Source organism: Klenkia terrae (assembly GCF_900491935.1).
Taxonomy (GTDB): domain Bacteria; phylum Actinomycetota; class Actinomycetes; order Mycobacteriales; family Geodermatophilaceae; genus Klenkia; species Klenkia terrae.
Map to the genome: position 1 here is coordinate 660,602 of NZ_UEXK01000004.1, position 20,107 is coordinate 680,708.

Annotated in this window: 15 protein-coding genes; 4 read left to right on the forward strand and 11 right to left on the reverse strand. The window is 72.9% G+C overall.

The genetic code is table 11. The features are described 5' to 3' along the window. Positions 1-458: 458 nt before the first annotated feature. From mobF to LFA75_RS03450, 4 genes are all read left to right on the forward strand, one after another. Positions 459-5,924, forward strand: coding sequence for a MobF family relaxase (gene mobF, locus LFA75_RS03435; RefSeq protein ID WP_225232355.1), 5,466 nt, complete (start codon positions 459-461; stop codon positions 5,922-5,924). Positions 5,925-6,065: 141 nt separating this feature from the next. Continuing rightward, positions 6,066-6,758, forward strand: coding sequence for a DUF433 domain-containing protein (locus LFA75_RS03440; protein WP_097197045.1), 693 nt, complete (start codon positions 6,066-6,068; stop codon positions 6,756-6,758). A 9-nt stretch (positions 6,759-6,767) separates the two neighbouring features. Continuing rightward, positions 6,768-7,178, forward strand: a complete 411-nt coding sequence (locus LFA75_RS03445) for a PIN-like domain-containing protein (RefSeq protein WP_097197044.1) — start codon at positions 6,768-6,770, stop codon at positions 7,176-7,178. An 82-nt stretch (positions 7,179-7,260) separates the two neighbouring features. Continuing rightward, complete coding sequence (locus LFA75_RS03450; protein ID WP_097197043.1) at positions 7,261-8,094, forward strand: DUF5710 domain-containing protein; 834 nt, start codon at positions 7,261-7,263, stop codon at positions 8,092-8,094. Here LFA75_RS03450 and LFA75_RS03455 read toward each other — a convergent pair. The 11 genes from LFA75_RS03455 to LFA75_RS03505 form a co-directional block, all read right to left on the reverse strand. Next, a complete protein-coding gene (locus LFA75_RS03455; RefSeq protein WP_225232356.1) occupies positions 8,088-8,522 on the reverse strand; it encodes a hypothetical protein in 435 nt (144 codons plus the stop codon). The two genes, LFA75_RS03450 and LFA75_RS03455, sit on opposite strands and share 7 nt — an antisense overlap. Before the next feature lie 171 nt (positions 8,523-8,693). Then, positions 8,694-9,746: an IS110 family RNA-guided transposase gene (locus tag LFA75_RS03460; protein WP_225232357.1), complete on the reverse strand. Its 1,053-nt coding sequence runs from the start codon at positions 9,744-9,746 to the stop codon at positions 8,694-8,696. A gap of 222 nt (positions 9,747-9,968) precedes the next feature. Further along, positions 9,969-10,886 carry a hypothetical protein gene (locus LFA75_RS03465; protein WP_225232358.1) on the reverse strand — a complete coding sequence of 306 codons (918 nt, stop codon included), beginning with the start codon at positions 10,884-10,886 and terminating at the stop codon, positions 9,969-9,971. 2 nt (positions 10,887-10,888) lie between these two features. Continuing rightward, entirely contained in the window at positions 10,889-11,185 is a 297-nt protein-coding gene (locus LFA75_RS03470) for a hypothetical protein (RefSeq protein ID WP_097197041.1), read from the reverse strand. Between the two features lie 108 nt (positions 11,186-11,293). Continuing rightward, on the reverse strand, positions 11,294-11,776 hold the full coding sequence (locus LFA75_RS03475; protein ID WP_097197040.1) for a hypothetical protein: 483 nt from the start codon (positions 11,774-11,776) through the stop codon (positions 11,294-11,296). Then, complete coding sequence (locus LFA75_RS03480) at positions 11,773-12,351, reverse strand: hypothetical protein (RefSeq protein WP_097197039.1); 579 nt, start codon at positions 12,349-12,351, stop codon at positions 11,773-11,775. Before LFA75_RS03480 ends, LFA75_RS03475 begins: the two co-directional genes overlap by 4 nt. Continuing rightward, a complete protein-coding gene (locus LFA75_RS03485) occupies positions 12,348-14,261 on the reverse strand; it encodes a type IV secretory system conjugative DNA transfer family protein (RefSeq protein ID WP_097197038.1) in 1,914 nt (637 codons plus the stop codon). Before LFA75_RS03485 ends, LFA75_RS03480 begins: the two co-directional genes overlap by 4 nt. Positions 14,262-14,328: 67 nt before the next feature. Then, on the reverse strand, positions 14,329-15,483 hold the full coding sequence (locus tag LFA75_RS03490) for a M23 family metallopeptidase (protein ID WP_097197037.1): 1,155 nt from the start codon (positions 15,481-15,483) through the stop codon (positions 14,329-14,331). Beyond that, positions 15,480-16,988 (reverse strand): ATP-binding protein, encoded by a 1,509-nt coding sequence (locus tag LFA75_RS03495; protein WP_097197036.1) that lies wholly within the window; start codon positions 16,986-16,988, stop codon positions 15,480-15,482. The genes LFA75_RS03490 and LFA75_RS03495 overlap by 4 nt, the downstream gene beginning before the upstream one ends. Continuing rightward, positions 16,985-18,499: an SCO6880 family protein gene (locus tag LFA75_RS03500; RefSeq protein WP_097197035.1), complete on the reverse strand. Its 1,515-nt coding sequence runs from the start codon at positions 18,497-18,499 to the stop codon at positions 16,985-16,987. The genes LFA75_RS03495 and LFA75_RS03500 overlap by 4 nt, the downstream gene beginning before the upstream one ends. Further along, positions 18,496-20,076, reverse strand: a complete 1,581-nt coding sequence (locus tag LFA75_RS03505; protein ID WP_225232359.1) for a hypothetical protein — start codon at positions 20,074-20,076, stop codon at positions 18,496-18,498. The genes LFA75_RS03500 and LFA75_RS03505 overlap by 4 nt, the downstream gene beginning before the upstream one ends. Positions 20,077-20,107: the final 31 nt, after the last annotated feature.

A 20,107-nucleotide genomic window follows, 5' to 3' on the forward strand; every position in this document is an offset into this window, starting at 1 on the left:
TGGCGCGCATGGCTGCCGCGGCCGCTCGGCCATGGCCGGTGATGACCCACCTTCGCCCCCTGTGCGGCCGGCGACCATGCCGGCCATGGCGCGTGCGCGGACAGTGCGGGTCTCGAAGGCGTGCCGCAGTCGGGGGTCCCACGCGCACAGGCGCCCTTAAGTGCTCGTGCAGGAGGTTTGGTCCGACGCGGTTCCATCCCGAGTGACATTGCGAGACGGCCGGGGATCGTCCAACTGCAGTTTCCAAGATCATCGATCGACACACGTCTTGCATTTCGGCTGGCGGTCTGCGGGCAAACGACAGCCGTCCGTGATCAAGTGGTGGCCTGACATACGCCGGACGGCGCCTTAGTCGTCGCGCGCAGGGATCTCTTCCAAGTCTCCGTCTACGCGAACGACGAGTGGCCCTGGCCCACACTTTCGCGCCGCCGAGCTACTGGAGAAGTGCGGCAGCCGTAGTGGAGTCCGCCTTCCTACGGTCCGCGGCCGTGATGACGTTGCACAAGCTGACTGCCGGGGACGGCTACACGTACCTGACGCGGCAGGTCGCAGCGTTCGATGCGACAGAGCGGGGTCACACGGGCCTGGGTGACTACTACTCCCAGCGGGGAGAGTCCCCGGGGCGGTGGGCGGGCAACGGCATCGCCGGGCTCAGTGGCGTGGGCGCCGGTCAGCCCGTCACCGAAGATCAAATGAAGGCGCTCTTCGGCGAGGGGCGGCATCCCAACGCAGTGCGGCTCGAGAGGGAGGCCCTGGCCCGGGGACAGGCACCGCAGAAGGCGCAGGCGGCAGGGGCTCTGGGGCGGGCCTTCTACGTCTTCGCTCCTCGAGCGGACGGGTTTCGAGCCCGCTGCGCAGAGGAGTTCGCCGCCTTCAACACCGCCCACGGGCAGCCCGCCACAGCCCCGGTCCCGGACGGCGACCGCGCGCGGATCCGCAGCGACCTTGCCCGGGCCATGTTCGCCGAGACCCACGGCCGCGCGCCGCGTGATGCCCGCGAGCTGTCGGGGTTCGTCGCCCGCGTCTCACGGCCGGCGACGACGGCGGTGGCCGGCTACGACCTCACCTTCTCCCCCGTCAAGTCGGTGTCGGCGTTGTGGGCGCTGGCACCGAGGGAGATGGCTGAGCAAATCGAGGCAGCCCACGCCGCCGCGGTCGCCGACGCACTGGCCTGGCTGGAGGAGAACGCGTGCTTCACCCGGCTAGGCACCGACGGGGTGCGACAGGTGGAGACCACAGGGCTGATCGCTGCGGTGTTCACCCACCGCGACTCCCGCGCCGGCGATCCCGATCTGCACAGCCACGTGGCGGTGAGCAACAAGGTGCAAAGCCGCGACGGGCACTGGCGGGCGCTGGACGGGCGGGTGCTGCACAAGGCAGCCGTCGCCGCCTCCGAGCGCTACGACACCCGACTGGAGGCACACCTGGTCACCCGCCTGGGTGTTCGGTTCGCCGACCGGCCTGGCCCCGCTCCAGGACGGCGGACGGTGCGAGAGATCGCCGGCATGGACCAGGGACTCCTGACTGCGTGGTCGTCGCGGCGCCGGGATATCGACGCCCGCCGCGCTGTGCTGGCCGGCGACTTCCAGCGCGACCACGGTCGGCCGCCGACGGCGGTGGAGGCGATCGCACTGGCGCAGCAGGCGACGTTGGAGACCCGCGGCCCCAAGCACGAGCCGCGCTCCTTGGCCGAGCAGCGGGCCACCTGGCGGCGGGAGGCCGCCGCCGTCCTCGGCGGCCCCGACCGCATCACCCGGATGTTCGGCCGCGTACTGGGAGCTCGAGAGTCCCCACGCCCACAGGCCACCGAGGCCTGGGTCCGGGCGGCCGCCGTCCGGGTGCTGGACACCGTCTCGGAAGCGCGGGCCACCTGGCAGGTCTGGCACGTACGCGCAGAGGCGGAGCGGGTGGTGCGGGCCGCCGCCCTGGCACCGGAGGACGTGGACGTGGCGGTCACCCGGGTCACGGAGGGGGTGCTCTCCCTCGCTCTTTCCGTTCCGCTTGGTGAGTCGGATCCGGTAGTCGAGCCGGCGGAGCTGCGCCGCTCGGACGGGGCCAGCGTCTATACCGTCGCCGGATCCCGGCTCTACACCAGCCGGGCGGTGCTTGACGCCGAGGCGCTGCTGCTGGCGGCCGCGGGGCGCGGTGAGGGACGCCGCGCCGATCCGGCCACGGTGGAGCTGGCGCTGCTTGAGTCGACGGCCAACGGCGCGGAGCTCAATCCCGGCCAGGCGCAGCTGGTCCGTGAGCTGGCCTGCAGCGGTGCCCGAATGCAGCTGGCCCTCGCCCCGGCCGGCGCTGGTAAGACGACCGCGCTGGCCACCCTGGCCCGCACCTGGACCGCCGACGGCGGGACGGTGCTCGGGTTAGCGCCCTCCGCCGTGGCCACCGCCGGGCTGCGGGCTTGTCTTGGTGCACCTTGCGAGACGCTTACCAAGCTCGTCTGGTGCCTCGAGGCCGGACAAGCACCCGACTGGGTGGCCGGCATCGGGCCGACGACGCTGGTGGTCCTCGACGAAGCCGGCATGGCCGGCACTGTCGAGCTGGCCCGCGCGGCCGAGTACGTCTTGGGGCGGGGCGGATCGGTGCGCCTGGTCGGCGATCACCAGCAGCTGACCTCGGTTGCCGCCGGCGGCCTGCTGGCCGAGATCGCCGCCACCCATGGCGCGGTCACCCTCACCCAGTTGGTGCGCTTCGATGACCCGGCGGAGGCCGCGGCGACCGTCGCCGTCCGGGAGGGCGACACCCTCGGGCTGGGCTTCTATCTCGACTCCGGCCGGGTCCACGTCGGGGACCGGTCCACCTGCGCCGAGCAGGCCTACGCCGCCTGGGCCGCCGACCGCGACCGCGGTGTGGACGCGCTGCTGCTGGCCGCGACCCGGGAGCTGGTCGCGCAGCTGAACCAGCGGGCGCGGGCTGACCGGCTGACCCGCGCCGCCTCCTCGCCGGGTGCGGAGGTCGAGCTGGCAGACGGCACCCGGGTCGGCGCTGGGGACCCCATCATCACCCGCACCAACAACCGGCATTTGCCGATCACTGCCACCGAGTGGGTGAAGAACGGTGACCGGTTCGCCGTCCGGGCCGTCGGCGGCGACGGCTCCCTCGACGTCGTGCACACGGACACCGGACGGCGGATCAGCCTGCCGGCGGGCTACGTCGCCGAGCACGTGCAGCTCGGCTACGCGACTACGGTGCACGGCGCCCAGGGCGTCACCGCCGAGGTCTGCCACACCGTTCTCGGCGGCACCGAGTCCCGGCAGCTGCTCTATGTGGCGCTGTCCCGGGGGCGCGCCGCGAACCACCTATACCTGGCCACCATCGGCGACGGTGATCCGCACAGCATCGTCACCCCCGCCGCCGTGTCCCCGCCCACGGCCACCGACCTGCTGGTCGGCATGCTCGCCCGCGACGGCGCCCAGACCTCCGCGGCCGGCGCCCGCCGGGCACTGGCTGACCCGGCCGAGCTGCTGCACGAGGCCGCCACCCGGTACGCCGACGCGCTACACGTCGCCGCCGACCACCGCCTGGGTGCCGTGACTGCAGAAGAACTGGAGAACGCCGCCGAGCGCCTGCACGCCGGGTTGACCGCCGCGCCGGCGTGGCCGACGCTGCGCGGACACCTGGCGCTGCTCGCACTCAAAGGCTGCGACCCTGCCGCCGTACTGAGGACGACGGTCGAAGCGCGGGAACTGGAGACGGCGACCGACCCCGCTGCCGTCCTCGATCACCGGCTGCCCGTGTCGGGTCCGGCAGGTCCGCTGCGGTGGCTATCCGGGATACCGGCGGCACTGGTCGACGATCCGCGTTGGGGGCCCTATCTGACCGCCCGCGCCAATCACGTCATCGCCTGCGCGGCACGGGTCGGAGAGAACAGCGCCGGCATGACCGCGGCCACCGCGCCCACCTGGGCGAGACCGCTGCTGGGCCCGGATCACGGGTCGCTGCGTGCGGACCTCGCCGTCTGGCGCGCCGCGCTCAGTGTTCCCGACAGCGACCGGCGCCCCACCGGACCGCCCCGGCGGCAGGCTGCGGAACGCCAATCTCAGACACGCCTGGACGAGGCCGTAACCGCTACCGGCCCCACCCGGGACAGCTCCGTGTGGTCCGCCCTCGCCGACGGCATCGCCCCCCGCATCCGCCGCGACGAGCACTGGCCGGCACTCCGCGACCGGCTGGCCGCCGCCGACCGTGCCGGTCTAGATGCCGCCGGCATGCTCGCCGCCGTTGCTGCACAACGTCCCCTGCCCGACGACCTGCCCGCCGCGGCCCTGTGGTGGCGGATGGCACCCCACGTCGCCCCGGCCAGCGTTCCCGCTGGGCCGGGCACGGCCGGACCGCGCCCCGACTGGTGCACCACCCTGCTGGACCTGCTCCCAGACCAGCAGGCCCAAGGTGTGCTGGCCGACCCGGCGTGGCCGGCGCTGGTCACCGCGGTCACCACCGGCACCCGCAACGGATGGCGTCCCGCCGACCTGCTCACCGCCGCACTCACCGGCCTGCCGCCCGCAGTGACCGACGACGCGGTTGGGCTGGCCGAGGCGCTGGTCTTCCAGATCGCCGCCCTCACCGACCCGGCCCCCGTGCACGCACCCAAGACCGCCACCACTGACCCGGCGGACGGGCTGCCCTGCGACGAGGACGCGCCATTCGACCCCAACTACGACACCCCTCCGCCGGCGTGGCCGCCGCGGTATCGCACGCCGGACCCCTTCACCGTCACCGGCGGGGTCGATGTCGCCGACGACGCCGACTACCTCCTCGAGCAACACTTCTGGGCCACCGCCATCGTTGGCCGCGACCGGCTCATCGAGCTCAACGCCCAGGCCGCCGCCTTCTCCAGCGACCACTACCGCCACTCCTGGGCAGCGGGCTACCTGCACGACCGGCTGGGCACCGACCTCACCGCCGATCCCCGGTTCACCGCGGGCTACGCCCCCGCCGGCTGGACCGCGCTCGTCGACCACCTGCGCGGCCTCGGCGCCAGCGACCAAGAGCTGCTCGCCGCAGGCCTCGCCCTCCGCGCTCGCACCGGAGCGCTGATCGATCGGTTTCGCGACCGGCTCACCTTCCCCATCTTTAGCCGCGACGGCGTCATCGTCGGCTTCGTCGCCCGCCGCAACCCCACCGCACCCGACGACGGACGCGCCGGACCCAAGTACCTCAACACCCCGGGCACCGACCTGTACCGCAAGGGCGAGCACCTGTTCGGGCTCCATGAGAGCCGAGCTGCGCTGGCCGCGGGAGCCACCCCGGCTCTCGTCGAGGGACCGCTGGACGCCATCGCCCTCACTCTGGCCGGTGGCGAACAGACCGTCGGCGTCGCCGCCCTCGGGACCGCCCTGACCGACCGACAAGCAGACCTCCTCGGCCCCTACATACGCCTCCACGGCCCCGGCATTCTCGTGGCCACCGACGACGACACCGCCGGACAGCAGGCCGCAGAGCGCATCTTCTGGCAGCTCTCCACCCGTGGGGACGACCCGCGCCGACTCGCCCTGTTCGACGGGCTCGATCCCGCCGACCTCTTCCACCGCGAGGGGGCCACCGCGCTACGGAGGGCCATCGACGCCTCGAGCAGCCTCGCCGACAACCTTCTCGACGCCCGCCTTACCGCCGCGCTCTCCGACAGGAGCCCCGCAGCTCTCCGCGCAGCACTGCACGACGTCAGCGCCACCATCGTCGCCCTGCCACCCAGCCGGTGGCTGGCACACATCGACCGGGTCACCGAGGCTCTCGGCGTGCCGCCTGGCACCGTCCACAAGGCCGTGCTCGACACCGAACCGATCACCTCGGCGCCTCGCAGGACCCCGACTGGTCCACACCGGGCGCACCGCTCAACGCCCCCATACGCGGATCCTCAGCGGCCGGGTCAGACGGGACGGCCGTCCCACAGCACGCCACCTGAGCTGCACCAACCCCGGTAGAGGTTCGGCTTCCGGGACGCGTTCACTCCCGGCAGCCGGGAGGACGCGCCACGGTCTGGGTCCCATCACTGTCGGGTGACAGTCCTGCGCCGCATGCCGCTTGTCCAGCGCTCGGTCATACCTCCCTGACAAGATGCGCTCATGAACCGAGTCGCCCGGCTGGTGGACCGCCCGGTGTACTCGATGGCCCAGGTCGATCGCATCCTCGGTCTTCATGGCGGGACAGCCCGCCGGTGGATCGACGGCTACAACCGCGGAGCCAAGTCGTATCCGCCGGTCATCAGGCAGGAGCGGACCAACGAGGACACCGCCACGTGGGGCGAGTTTGTAGAGACTCGGTTGCTCGCGGAGTTCCGTGACGCCGGGGTGCCGATGATCCGGATGCGGCCAGCGGTGGAACGCCTGCGCCGAGAGCTCGAAACGCCGTATCCGCTGGCCTCAGCGCGGACCTGGCTGTACGCGGAGGGTCAGGAACTGGTCCGAGCGGTGCAAGACGAGGTCGGCCTCGACAGCGCGTTGCAGCTCGTCGTGGTGAGGAGCAACCAGCGTCTTCTCTGGTCTCAGCATGCCGAGTCGTTCCGGGGGTCGCTCGAGTGGACAGACGGCGATGTTCCTGAGCCCCGACTACTGCATCCCATGCCGGACATCGCTGAGGTACAGGTCGATCCGCTTCGCGGCTACGGGGAGCCAGTTGTTCGCAACGTCCCTACTGAGGTCATCGCAGAGCTGATCCGTGCGGGAGAAACGCCTGACTCTGTGGCAGACATGTACGAGCTGAATCGCTCGCTCGTCGACGCCGCGGTCCGGTACGAGCTGAAGCGCGCGGCCGCCTGACGTCTCGTGGTGGCCGATCGCGAACGTCTGCGCTTCTACGTGGACGAGAGCGCGCTCGGGCTCGGCAAGGCTCTCACCGCCGCGCGCTTTGACACCGTTCATGTCGGCCATCCACTGATCCCCGAATGCCCATACGGCACGCTGGACCCCGACTGGATGCCAGCTGTGGCGGCGCGAGGCCTCATCGCCATTGGCCGGGACAGGCGAATGCGTACCCGGCCGGCCGAAGTGCACTTGATCCGGGAGTCGGGCCTGCGTGTCTTCCGGATCGGCGGCAAGCGGGATGAAACGACGTGGGGTTGGCTGACGTGGATGGTTCGCCGGTGGGACGACATCGAGGAGATCGTTGACACCAGGGGCCCAGGGCCATGGTGGTACGTCATCACCGAACGGTCAGTAAGGGAGTTGCCTTTGGCTTGAGAAGCCCCCGCCGAATGGGGGCAACCGTCATGTCGGTACCCGGCTGCATAGTCAGGGCACCCCGAGTAAGTACGGAGTACCGATGCCGGATCGCTTGTGGCTCGACGTGCCGTACGCCGAGAAGGACGCTGCCAAGGCAGCCGGTGCCCGATGGGATCCCGACGTTCGCCGCTGGTATGCGCCTCAGGTGGCACTGCTCCCGAAGCTCGCGCGCTGGGAATCACGGATACCCGAGCTCTTGCCCGGGGAGGACCGCAGCTTCGGCCAAGGTCTGTTTGTCGACCTGGTGCCGTCGACTTGCTGGTTCACCAACGTCCGCAGTTGCGTCGACGAAGGCCAGTGGGACGCGCTCCGGTCCATGGTCTACCGCCGGGCCGGGCACCGCTGCGAGGCCTGCGGCGCTCCACGCGGCACTGACCGTCAGCGACTGGAAGCCCACGAGCGCTGGCAGTACGACGAGAGCACCTACACGCAGACGCTGCGGCGCCTGATCGCCCTGTGTTGGTCCTGCCATCGGGCGACGCATTTTGGCTTCGCCGAGGTCACCGGCACCTCCGCCGAAGCGACCGCCCACCTTCGGGCGGTCAACGGCTGGTCACCCGGCGAAGCTGACGCCCACATCGACCGCGCCTTCGCACTCTGGGAGAAGCGGTCGACCCATGAGTGGCGGCTCGACCTGGGCATCCTCACGAACGCCGGCATCAGGGTGGTCGAGCCCCCCGATCCCGGGCGTCGGACTGAGGAGAGCGCGACGCGCCTGGCAATCAAGATGCCGCTCCTGCCCACGTCGATACAGGGGGAACACGGCAGCCATACCGCCGCGGAGTACCGATGCGACGACGAAGGCCCCTCCGCACCCGAACCGCCCCGCAGAAAGCTGTGGGCGCGTATTCGCGGAGCTCTCACTAGTCAGTAGCGGCCAGGGCCGCCTGCGCCCGGCGCCGGGGTGTTGATCCCTTGCGCACAGCGGGCTCGTGCGACTGCCTTGGCCACGTCGTCGGCGTGGCTGAGCAGTCGCTCGCCCGGGCCGGGCGCTCGAGCGCGCTGCGCGTAGAGCCCGGCGAGGTGGCGCTGGCTCGTAGGTGCGGCGGGTGCAGCACGGTTCACGGCGTCGGCCAGGCTGCTCGACAGCGCGGTGGCCGAGGCGACCGCGCGACCGAGGCGGTCAAGGTCGGCGCCGCGGGCCTGTACGCGGCGGCCGGCGATGACGTCCCGCACCCGGTCGTCGGGCATGTTGTCCATGCGGGGCAGGTCGCGGGCGGCGGCGTAGAGCTGACCGGTGCGTGACCAACGGTCGACGGCCGCGGCGAGTCGGTCGGCGAGGACGGGAAGCTGGTTGGTCACCTGCTGGACCGTGCGGGTCGCTCCTATGGTTCGTCAAGCCGCAGCCGGTGCTGATTCCAGGCGTCGGAAGAGTTCTCGGGCGATGTAGCGCTTGAGGCAGCGTTTGATCTCCCGGTCGGTCTTGCCTTGGGCTCGGCGGCGGTCGGCGTAGGNGGTCGCTCCTATGGTTCGTCAAGCCGCAGCCGGTGCTGATTCCAGGCGTCGGAAGAGTTCTCGGGCGATGTAGCGCTTGAGGCAGCGTTTGATCTCCCGGTCGGTCTTGCCTTGGGCTCGGCGGCGGTCGGCGTAGGCGCGGGTGCGCTCGTCCCGTTGCAGGCGGCTGAGGGCCACGGTGTGCAGGGCGCGGTTGAGTTGGCGGTCCCCGGAGCGGTTGAGCCGGTAGCGCACCGTCTTGCCCGAAGACGCGGGGATCGGTGCGGTGCCGGCGAGCATCGCGAAGGCGGCGTCGCTGCGGCAACGCCCCGGGTGGGACCAGGCGGTGAGCACTGTGGCGGCCACGATGGGGCCGACCCCGCTGACCTCGAGCAGGTCCGGTCGCCAGGAGCGCACGACGGCCCGGATCGCCTTCTCGTGCTCGAGCGCTTCGGCTTCGAGGAACCGGACGCGGCGGGCCAGGTCCCGCAGCACCGTCAGCGCGGTGAGCACGTCGATGGCGCCACTGCTGGCACCTGGTCGTAGCGCTGCGGCGGTGGTGATCATGGTGCGAGTGGACTGGCCGCGGAACCGGGCGCGCACGACCTCTGGTGCGGTGATGACCATGGCAAGCAGTTGCCGGCCGGCGTCGGTGGCGGCTTGGACTGCCATCCGTCGGGCGGTCAGCCGCATCTGCAGCGCGGCCCGCTCGGGGCCGGTCTTGGGTGCGGCCAGCTGGGTACGGGCCAGCGCGTCCCGGGCGGCGCGCTCGGCGTCGATGGGGTCGGACTTGGCCCCGGCACGCCGCGCCGGGCGCTTGGGGCGGTCCAGCTCCACCACCCACTCACCGACCTCGGCCAGGTGGCGGGCCAGGCCGGCGCCGTAGCCGCCGGCTCCTTCCATCGCCCAGGCCCGCAGGCCCGGGTGCTGCTCGGCCAGGGCGAGCAGTTCGGCGTAGCCGTCGGGGTCGGCGGGCACCGTGGCCCGGGCCAGCACCCCGCCGGTGGCCACCTCGACAACGGCGGCGGTGTGGGTCTGGCTGTGGGTGTCGACGCCGATGACGACCTCGACCAGTTCTGCCAACATGGACATGCGTTGTTCTCCTTGACCGGGGCGACGCGTGCAGGTCCCGGTCCGGTGCGGAGATGGCAGGACTGTGATGAGACACGCCAGCGTCAACTGGCGGTCAAGCTCCTGATCAGGCCAACGTCTCCGGCCGGGCCGGTGCCGGCAGCAGCAGACGGACAAGTCCCGTCGAAGGCACGAAGCCAGTCAGGCGAAGGGTCACGCCCACTGCTGCCAGCCATCAGCCCATCACCGATGAGCCGACCCTGCCAGCCTCACAGTCAGTCGAGGGAGGTCGCCCCGGTCGCGGAGCGCGCCGCGGTCGGCGTTGGACCCGAGGTCGTTGCGCAGCGTGTCGGCGAGGGCGCGTGCCCAAGGAACGACGCCGTGGGGGTCAGTGGGCCCGACTCGGTGGCCGTCGTCGAAGGTCATGCTGAGTCGGCCCGTGAGTTCCCATGCGACGGCTGCCAGCAGGGGCCGCATGCCTTCGTCGCCCGAGGCGGCAGCTAGCACGGACGAGGCGCAGTCGCTGGTGATCTCGGCGGCGGCCACAGCGGCGCGAAAGTCGCGCAAGGTCAGGCCTTCGCTGCGCAGGGATCGGTCGACCGCCGCGGTCAGCGCCGCTGCGGCATCGACTGCGGTCAGCCTCTCGCCGGCTCGTGGCAGGCCGGACACCGGCACCAGGCGATCGAGGACGGCCGCGCCGTTGGCCGTCGGCGGGTCGGCCTGGGCGTCGCGCTCGACGGCTGCGGCCAGCCTCCGGACGACGGCCAGCTCGGCGACCGCAGCCTGCGGCAGCAGCCGGTGCGCCAGCCGGGCGCAGTGGTCGGCAGCTTCGGCAAGTTCGACGGTGACCGCCCACCGGTGGCCGCGACCCATGCTGGCGCGGTCGCGGCCGATCACGTCGGCGGCGGCGCCGGCCAGGTCGGTCAGCGGTCCTCCGGTGCGCGGCCAGAGCCGGCCCACCGTCGTGCAGGCAGCGGTCATCTGGGCGGCGGTCTGCTGCCGACGGCTGACGCCAGCAGTGAGCCCGTCCTGGGTCATGCCAGCGATGGCGCGGCCGAGGTGGGCCATCGCTCCGGTGACGTCCTCGATCGCCGCGACGCTGGTCGGCGCCGCGGTGCGTTCGGCGAGCGCGTCGAGCAGCTGCTGCAGGCTGGTGGCCATGATCAACGCAGCTGTCGCAGGGCGCGGCGGGCTGCGCGGGCCGCGTCGATGACGTAGCGAGTCGCGAAGGCCTCCTGGTCGACGAGGCCGAGCGCGCCCATAGCCGCGCGGATGCTGGCGCGGGGGTCGTCGTCGACCAGTGGGACAGGCTCGGCGTGCCCACCGGCCAGCTCGAGGAGCTCCGCGGCCTGCATGCACTCCAGGGCGATGTGTGCGGGGACTTGCTCTCGGTCGGCGCCGACGGCGTCGAGCAGGGAGGCGGCGTAGCTGAGCGGGTCGATGCTCGCCTCGACGGTCACGGCGGCTCTCCTTCACTTGGTGGACTGCACCGAGGCTGGGTCGCCGCGGCCGGTGAGTGGGGATGTGGCGATCAACCTGTGGATCGCGGCGGGGCTGTTTACGACCGGTCATCTGGGCGGCGGCGTGGCTGGGCCGCCGTCCGCATCGGGAACGGGCAAGGCGGCCGGGCAGTCGTCGAGCAGTCGCCAGTGCAACTCCCGCGCCGGATGCCGGTCGGGAAGCGGGGCGGCGGCGAGGCCGGGCAGCCCGGCGGCAACGTCGTAGCCGGCGGCCGCGGCGCGGGTGAGGGCGGCGGACAGAGGCCACCAGTCCGGGCCGTCCAGGAGGCGCGGATCGATCCGCCGGGCGACGGCCTCCCACGCCGGGTCTGCAGGCTCGTCGTCCCGGCGGCCGACCGGCTCGCTCTCCATCTCGGCGGCGACGCGCACGATCTCGGCCGCGATGGCGCGCCGCCGGGCCTCGGGCATGGCCTCGCACCACGCGGCCAGCAGTTCCGGAGTGTGGCGAGTCATCCACTGCCGGCTGACCCGGACGCCGCCGAGCAGCGCGACCCAGTCGTCGGACCGGTCAGGGCGCGGAGCAGCACTCATCGGGTAGCTCCCTCGCCGTCGTCCAGTGTGACTGTGTCCGGTGCCCCGTCAGATGACTGGGCCCCGGTGTCGGCGTCGAAGCGGCGGCGCCGCTCCGCGACGGCGGACGGAGTGCGGTAGTCGGCGTCCCAGGAGCGGGCCGGCCAGTCGACATGTCGGCCGGGTGGGCAGCCGAGGCCCTGTCGCTCGTTCATGCGGGCGTAGAAGCCGGGCAGGGCGTAGCGGTGCCACTCCTCCATCGGATGGGGAACCGTGGCGTCGGCCGCCGCGGCCCGCATGCACGCGAGGACTGCCAGCTCGCGGACCAGTGCCGGGTGGGCCGGCCAGCAGGAGGGGACGAAGTGCGCGGTTTGCCAGGCGTAGGTGTGGTTGAGCCAGCCGGCGACGTCGTCGATCCACGACCACAGCTCCCGGCGCACTTGGGGAGAGCAGGTCGCCGGGTCCCACGGCCGGTCTAGCAGCCCGTAGGCCGATGGCTCGAGCCCGGACACCTCGGCCTGCCGCAGCATCTCCAGCGCGTGCCGGACCCAGCGCGGCGGTCGCGGAAACGGGGGCGCCAGGAGGATCTCGGTCACGACACCTCCCAACTCGCGGGCATGGTCCCTGCGGCTTCAGCCGTCGGCTCGGAGGGGCGGCGGGGGCGCTCCCCTCCCCCGGTGCCGCGGCCGCGGGCGGCCATAACCCGGTCGCGGGCGGCCGCCTGGGCGGCCAAGAGCGTGGCGCCCCGGCGCCCCGTGAGGCACCGGGTCAGACGGGCGATCAGCGGCGGCGCGTTCTCTGCGAGCACCAGCGCCCGGCCGGGCGGCAACAAGCGGATCTCCTCCGGCCGCAGCACCGGGGTGTCCTCGCCGTGGGTGGACCGCGCCCAGCCGGCGCCCCGGTAGCTGTAGGAGGAGCGGCGCACGCGGGTCCGGCCGATCAGCTCGGAGAGCTCGCGGTAGAAATCGCCGTCCTTGCCGCCGCCGAAAGCGATCACGACGTTGGTGAGGCCGAACAGGGCCCGGGCCTCGTGCTCGCCGTAGAGCAACACCAGCTGCCGCCAGGTCTGGGCGGCGTAGATGTAGCTCACGCCCAGGGCCCGGTCGTTGGCCATGCGAGTGCGCAGAGTGGGCAGCGGCGCGGTGGACGGCAGCTCGTCCAGACAGGCCAGCAGCGGCGGGCACAGCCGGCCGGTCCGCGAGCCGGCGGCGAGTTGGAGCGCGGTATCGAGGACGTGCTCGGCCAGCGCGGTCAGCAGCGGGGACGCGGAGGCGTAGGGGTCGTCGCGCCCGAGCAGGTAGACGGTGCCGCCGGCAGCGAGGAGACCGGCAACCTCGGTGGCCGGCCGGCCGGGCCCGGGAGTGCAGCGGCGGCGGATGTCGGCCTGGAAGAACAAGGCCAGCGCCTGCTGGACGGTCGTGGCGGTGTTCCCGGCGGTGCGCGGGTCGCCCTGCATGGCGCCGTGCAGCAGCCCGTCCCACAACGGCGCGGCCTGCGGGTGGCCCCGCAGGATGTCGGCCGGGGCGGTCGCGGCCTGCGGATGGGCCGCCCACTCGAGGACGTGCTCGACGGTGCCACCGGTCAGCGCGGCGGCGTGGAAGTAGGCCTGCAGCACCTTGGCCGCCTCGAAGGCGTAGAAGCGGGCCGCGCCGTCGGAGATCCCCCCGGTGACCGCGCCGGCGACGGTGCCGGCGGTGAACGCCTTCGCCCGACGCTCGGCGACCATCGGATCTCCGCAACCGGCGACCGGGTCCCACACCAGCTCCGGCACGCCCGGGACCGAGCCGAACGGATCGCACACGGCGACCGGCCGCCCGCCGTCGGCGCGGGCGTCGAGGGTGAGCAGCAGGTCCTCGGCCTTGGTCAGCGTCACCAGCGCCGCGCCGGGCGCGTCCAGGAGCGCCGGTGCGAGCAGGTCAAGGGTCTTGCCCGAACCCTGCGGGCCGTAGATGCCGGTGGTCCGGTCGAAGGGCACCCACAGCTCTCCACCGGCGGGGACGGCGCAGACGCCCAGCCGCCAGCCCACGCCATCCGACTCGGGGGACCGCCCGCCTCGACCCGCGGAAGTGGGAAAGTCGGGCCGGACCACGGCAGCGGCGCGACGCAGCCGGGAGCGGCCAAGCACCTGCTCGACTTGGCTGCGGTCGGCCATTCCGCTCGGCGTCCCGAGCAACCGCCGTCCGGCCCAGACGGCACCTCCGCTGGCGACGAGGAAGGCGACGAGCAGGACCGCGATGACGGCGTAGACGGCGGGGGTGCCGGGCAGCGCCGCCGCCTGGCTCGCGTCGAGGCCGGTGTCCGGATCCCCGACCAGCAGGCCGCCGATCGAGGCGGTCAGGGCGGCGCCGTCGGTCGGCCAGACCCAGCCGCCGCCGTCGAGCACCGCGGCCACTCCGCGGCCGACAGGCAGCAGCAGCGCAGCAGCGGCCAGCCAGGCGCTGACGGCTGCAGCCGGGACCTCCCAGCTCGCCGGGCCCACGTCTGCGCGCGCGCCGACGCCGGTCATCGCCGCCGTCCGTACGGCGTCCGGTGCATGGCTCCTCCTGTGGGTCGGAAAAGGGGGCACGAGCAGGTCAGCCCGGGTTGGACGCATTCAGGTCCACGCCGCGATCGGCCAGCCACGGAACCGGGTCGAGCGGCGCGCCGTCCTGGCGGACCTCGAAGTGCAGGTGGACACCGGTGCTGTTGCCGGTGGATCCCTGGAAGCCGACCAGCGTCCCGGCGCCGACGTGCTGGCCCGCGCTGACCGTGTAGGTCGAGAGGTGCCCGTACCGGGTGGTCACCCCGCCGCCGTGGTCGAGCTCGACGAGGTTGCCGTAGCCGGCCAGCCCCAGGCCGCCGTCACGGTCGCAGTAGGCGCTGGTGCAGGCGGCGGTGATGACGGTGCCGCCGCCGGCGGCGTAGACGGGGCTGTCGCGGGGGCCGGCGATGTCGACGCCGGCGTGCAGGGTGCCCCAGCGGGGCCCGGAGCCGGAGGTGACCTGACCGGCGGTGGGCCGGATCCAGGATCCGGCGGGCACCGGAAGGTTCGGGCAGACGCCGGACGCCCCGCGAGCAGGGTCGGCAACGATGGCCTGGGCGGTGGGCCACAGCATGCCGGTCAGCTCGCCCGCGAACGGCGCCCAGCGGGCGTAGGCGCCGCCCGCGGCCGAGACCTGCACCTCCTGGGCTGCCTGGGTGAGCGGGATGGTCCGCCAGTTCGGCACCTCGACCAGCCGGTCGTAGAAGGCCGCAGCGGCGTAGACGGGGTCCATCAGCTGGGCGACGGTGCCCCAGCCGGCGATCCAGCGCTGCTGGAAGGTGTTGACGCTGTCGTGGTCGGAGCCGAGGCCGTCGTGCGCGTGCTGGAGGCTGGTGGCGGTCACCGCAGCCTGCTCGGCGGTGAGTTCGGGGCTGCTGCCGTCATTGGCCAGCATCCGGATCCGGGACTCCTGGTATGCGGTGGCCAGCGCCACGGTGGCCGCATAGGGGTCGAGTCCCTGCGCCGCGGCGACGGCGACGATGGTCTGCGCGTGACCCATCTGGACGGCGTCCAGCTCGATGCCGGCGACGGTGCCCCGGGTGCCGCCGATCGAGCAGCGCGACGATGCGGCCGCTGGCTGGTCGGGTGCGGCCAGAACGGCGAGCGGGATTAGCAACAGGGTGAGCCCGGCGAGCACCGGGAGGGCGACCGGAGCGGCGGCCTTCCACAGCCACGCCCGCGCCGCGCGCTCCGCCGCGCCGCTCATCGCGCTCCCCCGGCGGTGAGGGCCTCGTTGGTGTAGGTCAGCCGCAGCTCGGGCTCGGTGAGGACGGTCTGCACCTTGAACGCCCGGTCCCCGACCAGCCACAGTGCCCGGCCCTTGCCCGCGACGGCCCAGCCGGTGACCACCCGCTGGGCTATCGGGGCCAGGCCGAGCAGGCTGCCGAGTTCGTCGCCGATGGCCTGGTCCTGGCCGTGCAGGACCTTGACGTCGCACAGGTGCAGCAGGTCGCGGCCGATGGCGACCGCCTGCGAGGTCGCGTCCCCGGCGGTGAGCATGTCGGAGGGCTTGTGCGCCAGCAGGATCTGCACGTCGGCGTCGCGGCGGGACAGCCGGAGGTTGGCGTCCAGGCTCTTCATCGCCTCGGCACCCAGGCGCATTTGCCGCCACGTCTCGTCGCGGATGACGATGCGCAGGTCCCCGGGCTCGGCGATCTCGCGCATCGCCTGGCCCCAGGAGTTGAGGCAGGTCAGCGCGATGCCGACGGCCTGGTCACCGAGCGGCTCGACCCGGGACAGCGACAGCGACTGGATCGGGGCGCGCCAGTCGACGGCGATGGTGGTGTGGTCGTCGAACAACCCGGCCAGGGAGCCCTTGACCAGGGCGCCGAGAGCGTCGCGGAGAGTGCGGGTGGCGTCGATGAAGTGCCGCCGGTCGGCGTAGCGGCAGCCGGCGACGAGCTCGTCGGGAGGCTCGTCGAGTGCCCGCCACAGCTGCGGGATGGTGGGCTCGGTCAGCCGGGTGGCGCCCGAGCGGTAGCCAGTGAGCAGCCGCAGCGCCTCCCCGACCGCGGTCTCCTCCACCGGGCCGAACGGCACCGCCTGCGAGCCGATCAGGCCGCGCAGCAGCACCAGCCACCGGGCGAACAGGAGCGCCTCGCGGCGCCGGGCCTCGGCGGCGTCGAGGCGGTCCCAGCCGTACCCGAGCGGGCCGAAGGCCAGCGGGTTCACCCGGGTCGGCAGGCCGTGACCGATGACGAACGGCTCCACGCCGAGTGCTCTGCAGAGGGGCTCGTACTCGTCCTTGGTGTCCCCGAGGATGAGAGTGCGATAGCCGTAGGCGAGCATCCGCAGCGCGAAGGCCTTGACGGTGGCGGACTTGCCGCGGCCGGGCTTGCCGAAGACGACGACGTTGGGGTTGGTGACCGGGAGATCGTCGTCGGTGACCCAGCCGACCGGATCGCAGTAGAACGCTCCGCCGGACAGCAGGTCGAGTCCCATCTGTGCGCCGGTGGGCGGTAGGCCCGAGGTGGCAATCAGGGGCCACACCACCGGCGTCTGCTCCGAGGTCATCCGCCACACCGACAGCGGCGCCAGCGCCGCCGCTCGGCCACGACCACGTCCGCGGGGGCCGCGGCGGGGCACCAGCTGGGTGAACGGCCCCCGTTCCCGTGCCGCGGTCTCGATCGCGGGGACGGCGGGCAGCCGGTGGCCGAAGTCGTCGAGCAGGACAGCGACGTCCCGGCCACGGCGGAAGGGACGGCGGCTCATCGTCGGCCTCTGCGGTCCGGCAGCCCAACGCCGAGGGGAATGGCGGCAGCGGCGAAGGCGGAGTCCTGCGCCAGGTCGAGTCGCAGCGGCACGAAGCCGGCGGCCCGGACCGAGGCGGACAGCCGGCGGCCGTGCTCGACCACCGGCCACGTCGCCGGCACGGTGACGCAGGCCGCCGCGGCGACGCGCACCAGAGCACGGCCGGCGGTGAGCTTCTCCTCGGCGGCACCGACCCGCTCGGTGTCCCGCCGCTGCCGGGCCCGCTGCCGGAAACCCATCCGGGCGCGCATCTCGTTGCCGGTGGTGGCGCTCATCTGCTCCCGACTGACCACCCGGGTCGCCCGGGTCAGCGGCAGCGGGTCGAGGAAGACGGTCAGGCAGCGCCGCTCCCCCGCCACCGTCGGCACGAGCACCGGGGCGAGCGCGCCGAGCACCGCACCGGAGTCGGGCAGCAGGATCGTGTCGGTCACCGACGCCCAGGCGTCGTGCAGGTAGTGCCGCACCTCGGCGCGCGCCATCGTGGGTGCCGCGGCGGCCATCGGCACCCCGGTGGCCAACTGCTGGCTGGAGGCGGCCGCCAGGTCGGCGGCGACCAGCTCGCCACGGTCACCCGGGGCGAAGCTGGTGCGCACCGCGGCGGCGAGCTGTGCGGAGTCGAGCCAGGACACCGTCGTGCAGCCGACGGGTCCACGAAGCGCGGCCTCGACCTCTGCCATCACCGAGTGCAAGACCCGGGCCCGGCCGTCCACGCCCCCGCCGGACTCCCTCGCCGCCCGGGCGATCCGTCCCTCGCCGACCACGACGGTCACGAACGCTTCGGTCCGTACCGCGGCCGGCGTCAGCGTTGCGCCCAGCAGCGCGTTGACCCGCGCGGCGAGCGTCGGCGCGTCGGGGTGGGTGTGAGTGCGTTCCCAGGCGGCGCGCTCCGCGCCGTCGTCGGGCACGGTGCGCACCTGCAGGACGAGCACGTCGATCAGCTCGGTGCGGGCGGCGAGCTCGCACATCTCGGCCAGGCCGGCGCCCATCCGGTCCCGCTCGCCCGCCTCGGCGAGCCCGATGCCGGGATGGGCAATCGACGCCACCGCTGCCCAGGTCCGTGCGGCGCAGTTCTGCACGATCACCGGCCGGGTGAACAGCTGCCCGAAGGGCGGCCCGTCGTGAGTGCGGATTCCGGCGAGCACTCCCGGCAGGTCGGCCTCGGACAGGTCGTCGGCCGTCCCCGCTCCGGCCCGTGAGCCGAACGCCGCCCAGCCCATGGCTCCTCCGATCGCGTGCAGACAGAGGTCGCCGAACCAGCGGCCGGCGGCACGGCCCCGGATAGGCACCAGCAGCACGGCGGCCAGCAGCGCCCACACCGGCAGCCAGCCGACGAACAACCCCCAGGCCTGGCCGTTCAGGGCCAGCAGCGCCGGAACGCCGGCGAGCGTCACCAAGGCCAGCTGCGTGCCGGTCATCCCCAGGAACCAACCGGAGACGTCCTTGGCGTACTCGCCGTAGCGGTGTGCGCTCATGCGGCACCGTCGTCGGCAGGAGAGTCAGGCCGCCCCCGCGGAGCGGGGAGGTCGGATTGGGGAGACCCGCCGCGTCCGGCGCCGTTGGCCCGCTCCGCGGGCCAGCCAACAGCCGCTGCGCCGTCGGCGAGGGACGACCACAGCGGATCAGGAGTCAGGGGGTCTTGGCCGTCCCCGTCCGGACGCGGCGACGCGTCGTCCTGTCGTGAGAGCGCGGTTGCGCGAGCGTGCCCGTTTCCCGCCACGGAAGCCCGGCCCCGAACTGACTGCCTGTAGTAGGGCGCGGTGTGTCCGATGCCAGCTCCGGAGAGGACGTCGGCCGCCGAGGCGGCCACCCCAGCGGCCAGACGGCCGGCCGTGGAGGTGCCCGTTGTCAGCGCACGCAGCGCGCCGGCGAAGCGACCACTGGTCGCGGCGTCGGCGGTCGACTCCCCCTGCGCGCGGTCTCCAACCAGCTCTGCCGCGGCTCCGGAGGCCGCAACCCCACCGGAGGCGGCGACAGCGGCGGCCCCCGCAGCACGACCACCTCCCCCGCCGAGATTGCCCAGTGCGCCCATGACTCCGCCAGAGGCGGCCAGGGACGAACGCAGAGCCGCGCCGCTGGAGGTACCGGGGTCGACAAAGGCCAGCAGCCGGAACAGCGCCAGCGGGCAGATCGCGCCGAGCAGAATCAGCAGGCAGCCGACCACCGCCATGCCGACCGCTGCCTCTGTGCTCGTTTCCTCGGCTCCGGTGACGATGCCCTCGGTGATGGTGACGCCGACACCAAGGATGAGGACGGCGACCGGGGCGACCAGCAGTGCGGCGAGGAACCAGCGCAGGCTGCGCCAGAACCAGGCGCTCGAGGACTGTGCCAACAGGCCGCCGGCCGAGATGGCCGAGGTCGCCGCCAGCACGATCAACGCCGCCTCGCGGACCAGCATCAGCAGCAGGTAGCCGACGCTGGCCGGCACCAGGAGGAAAATGGAGCTGACTCCGAGAACGGTGGCAACCGTGCCGTTGACCACGTCGCGGCCCACGCTGATCGACGGGTCAAAGGCGGCCAGAGTGTCGATGTCGAGCAGGCTGCGCAGCAAGGCGGTGATCAGCCCGGAGACGCCGGTGACCAGCAGCGCCGCGATGCCGACGTAGCTGACCCAGACCAGCCCGAACTGCAGCAGGCCGATGAGCAGCCGGCCGAGGCTCTGCCCGTCCCGGCGTGCCGCCGCGACACCGAGTTGCACCATGGCCATCAGCGCAGCCACGGCCGCGCCGATGCCGAAGGTCACTGGATAGACCCCGGCCAGCGGGCCCCCTGCGGACAGGTCAGGGGTGGCGAGCGCGTCGATCACCGAGAAGGCCAGGCCCAGTAGCCACAGCCCGGCCTCCCACAGCGACAACATGGCGCTGATCCACACGTCGGCGACCACGGCTCCGGCCGCTTCACCGATCACGCAGAACGGGTTGGTCGGCAGACACGACAACGCGTCCTCGGCCGATGACGGATCGGCCGGGAAGGCGACCACCACCGCCGTGTCGGCCAATGCGGGAGCGGCGACTGCCAGCCATCCCGCCGCCGCCAGCAGAACGACGACCAAAGCTCTGGGCCCGACCCGACTACGCCGTCGT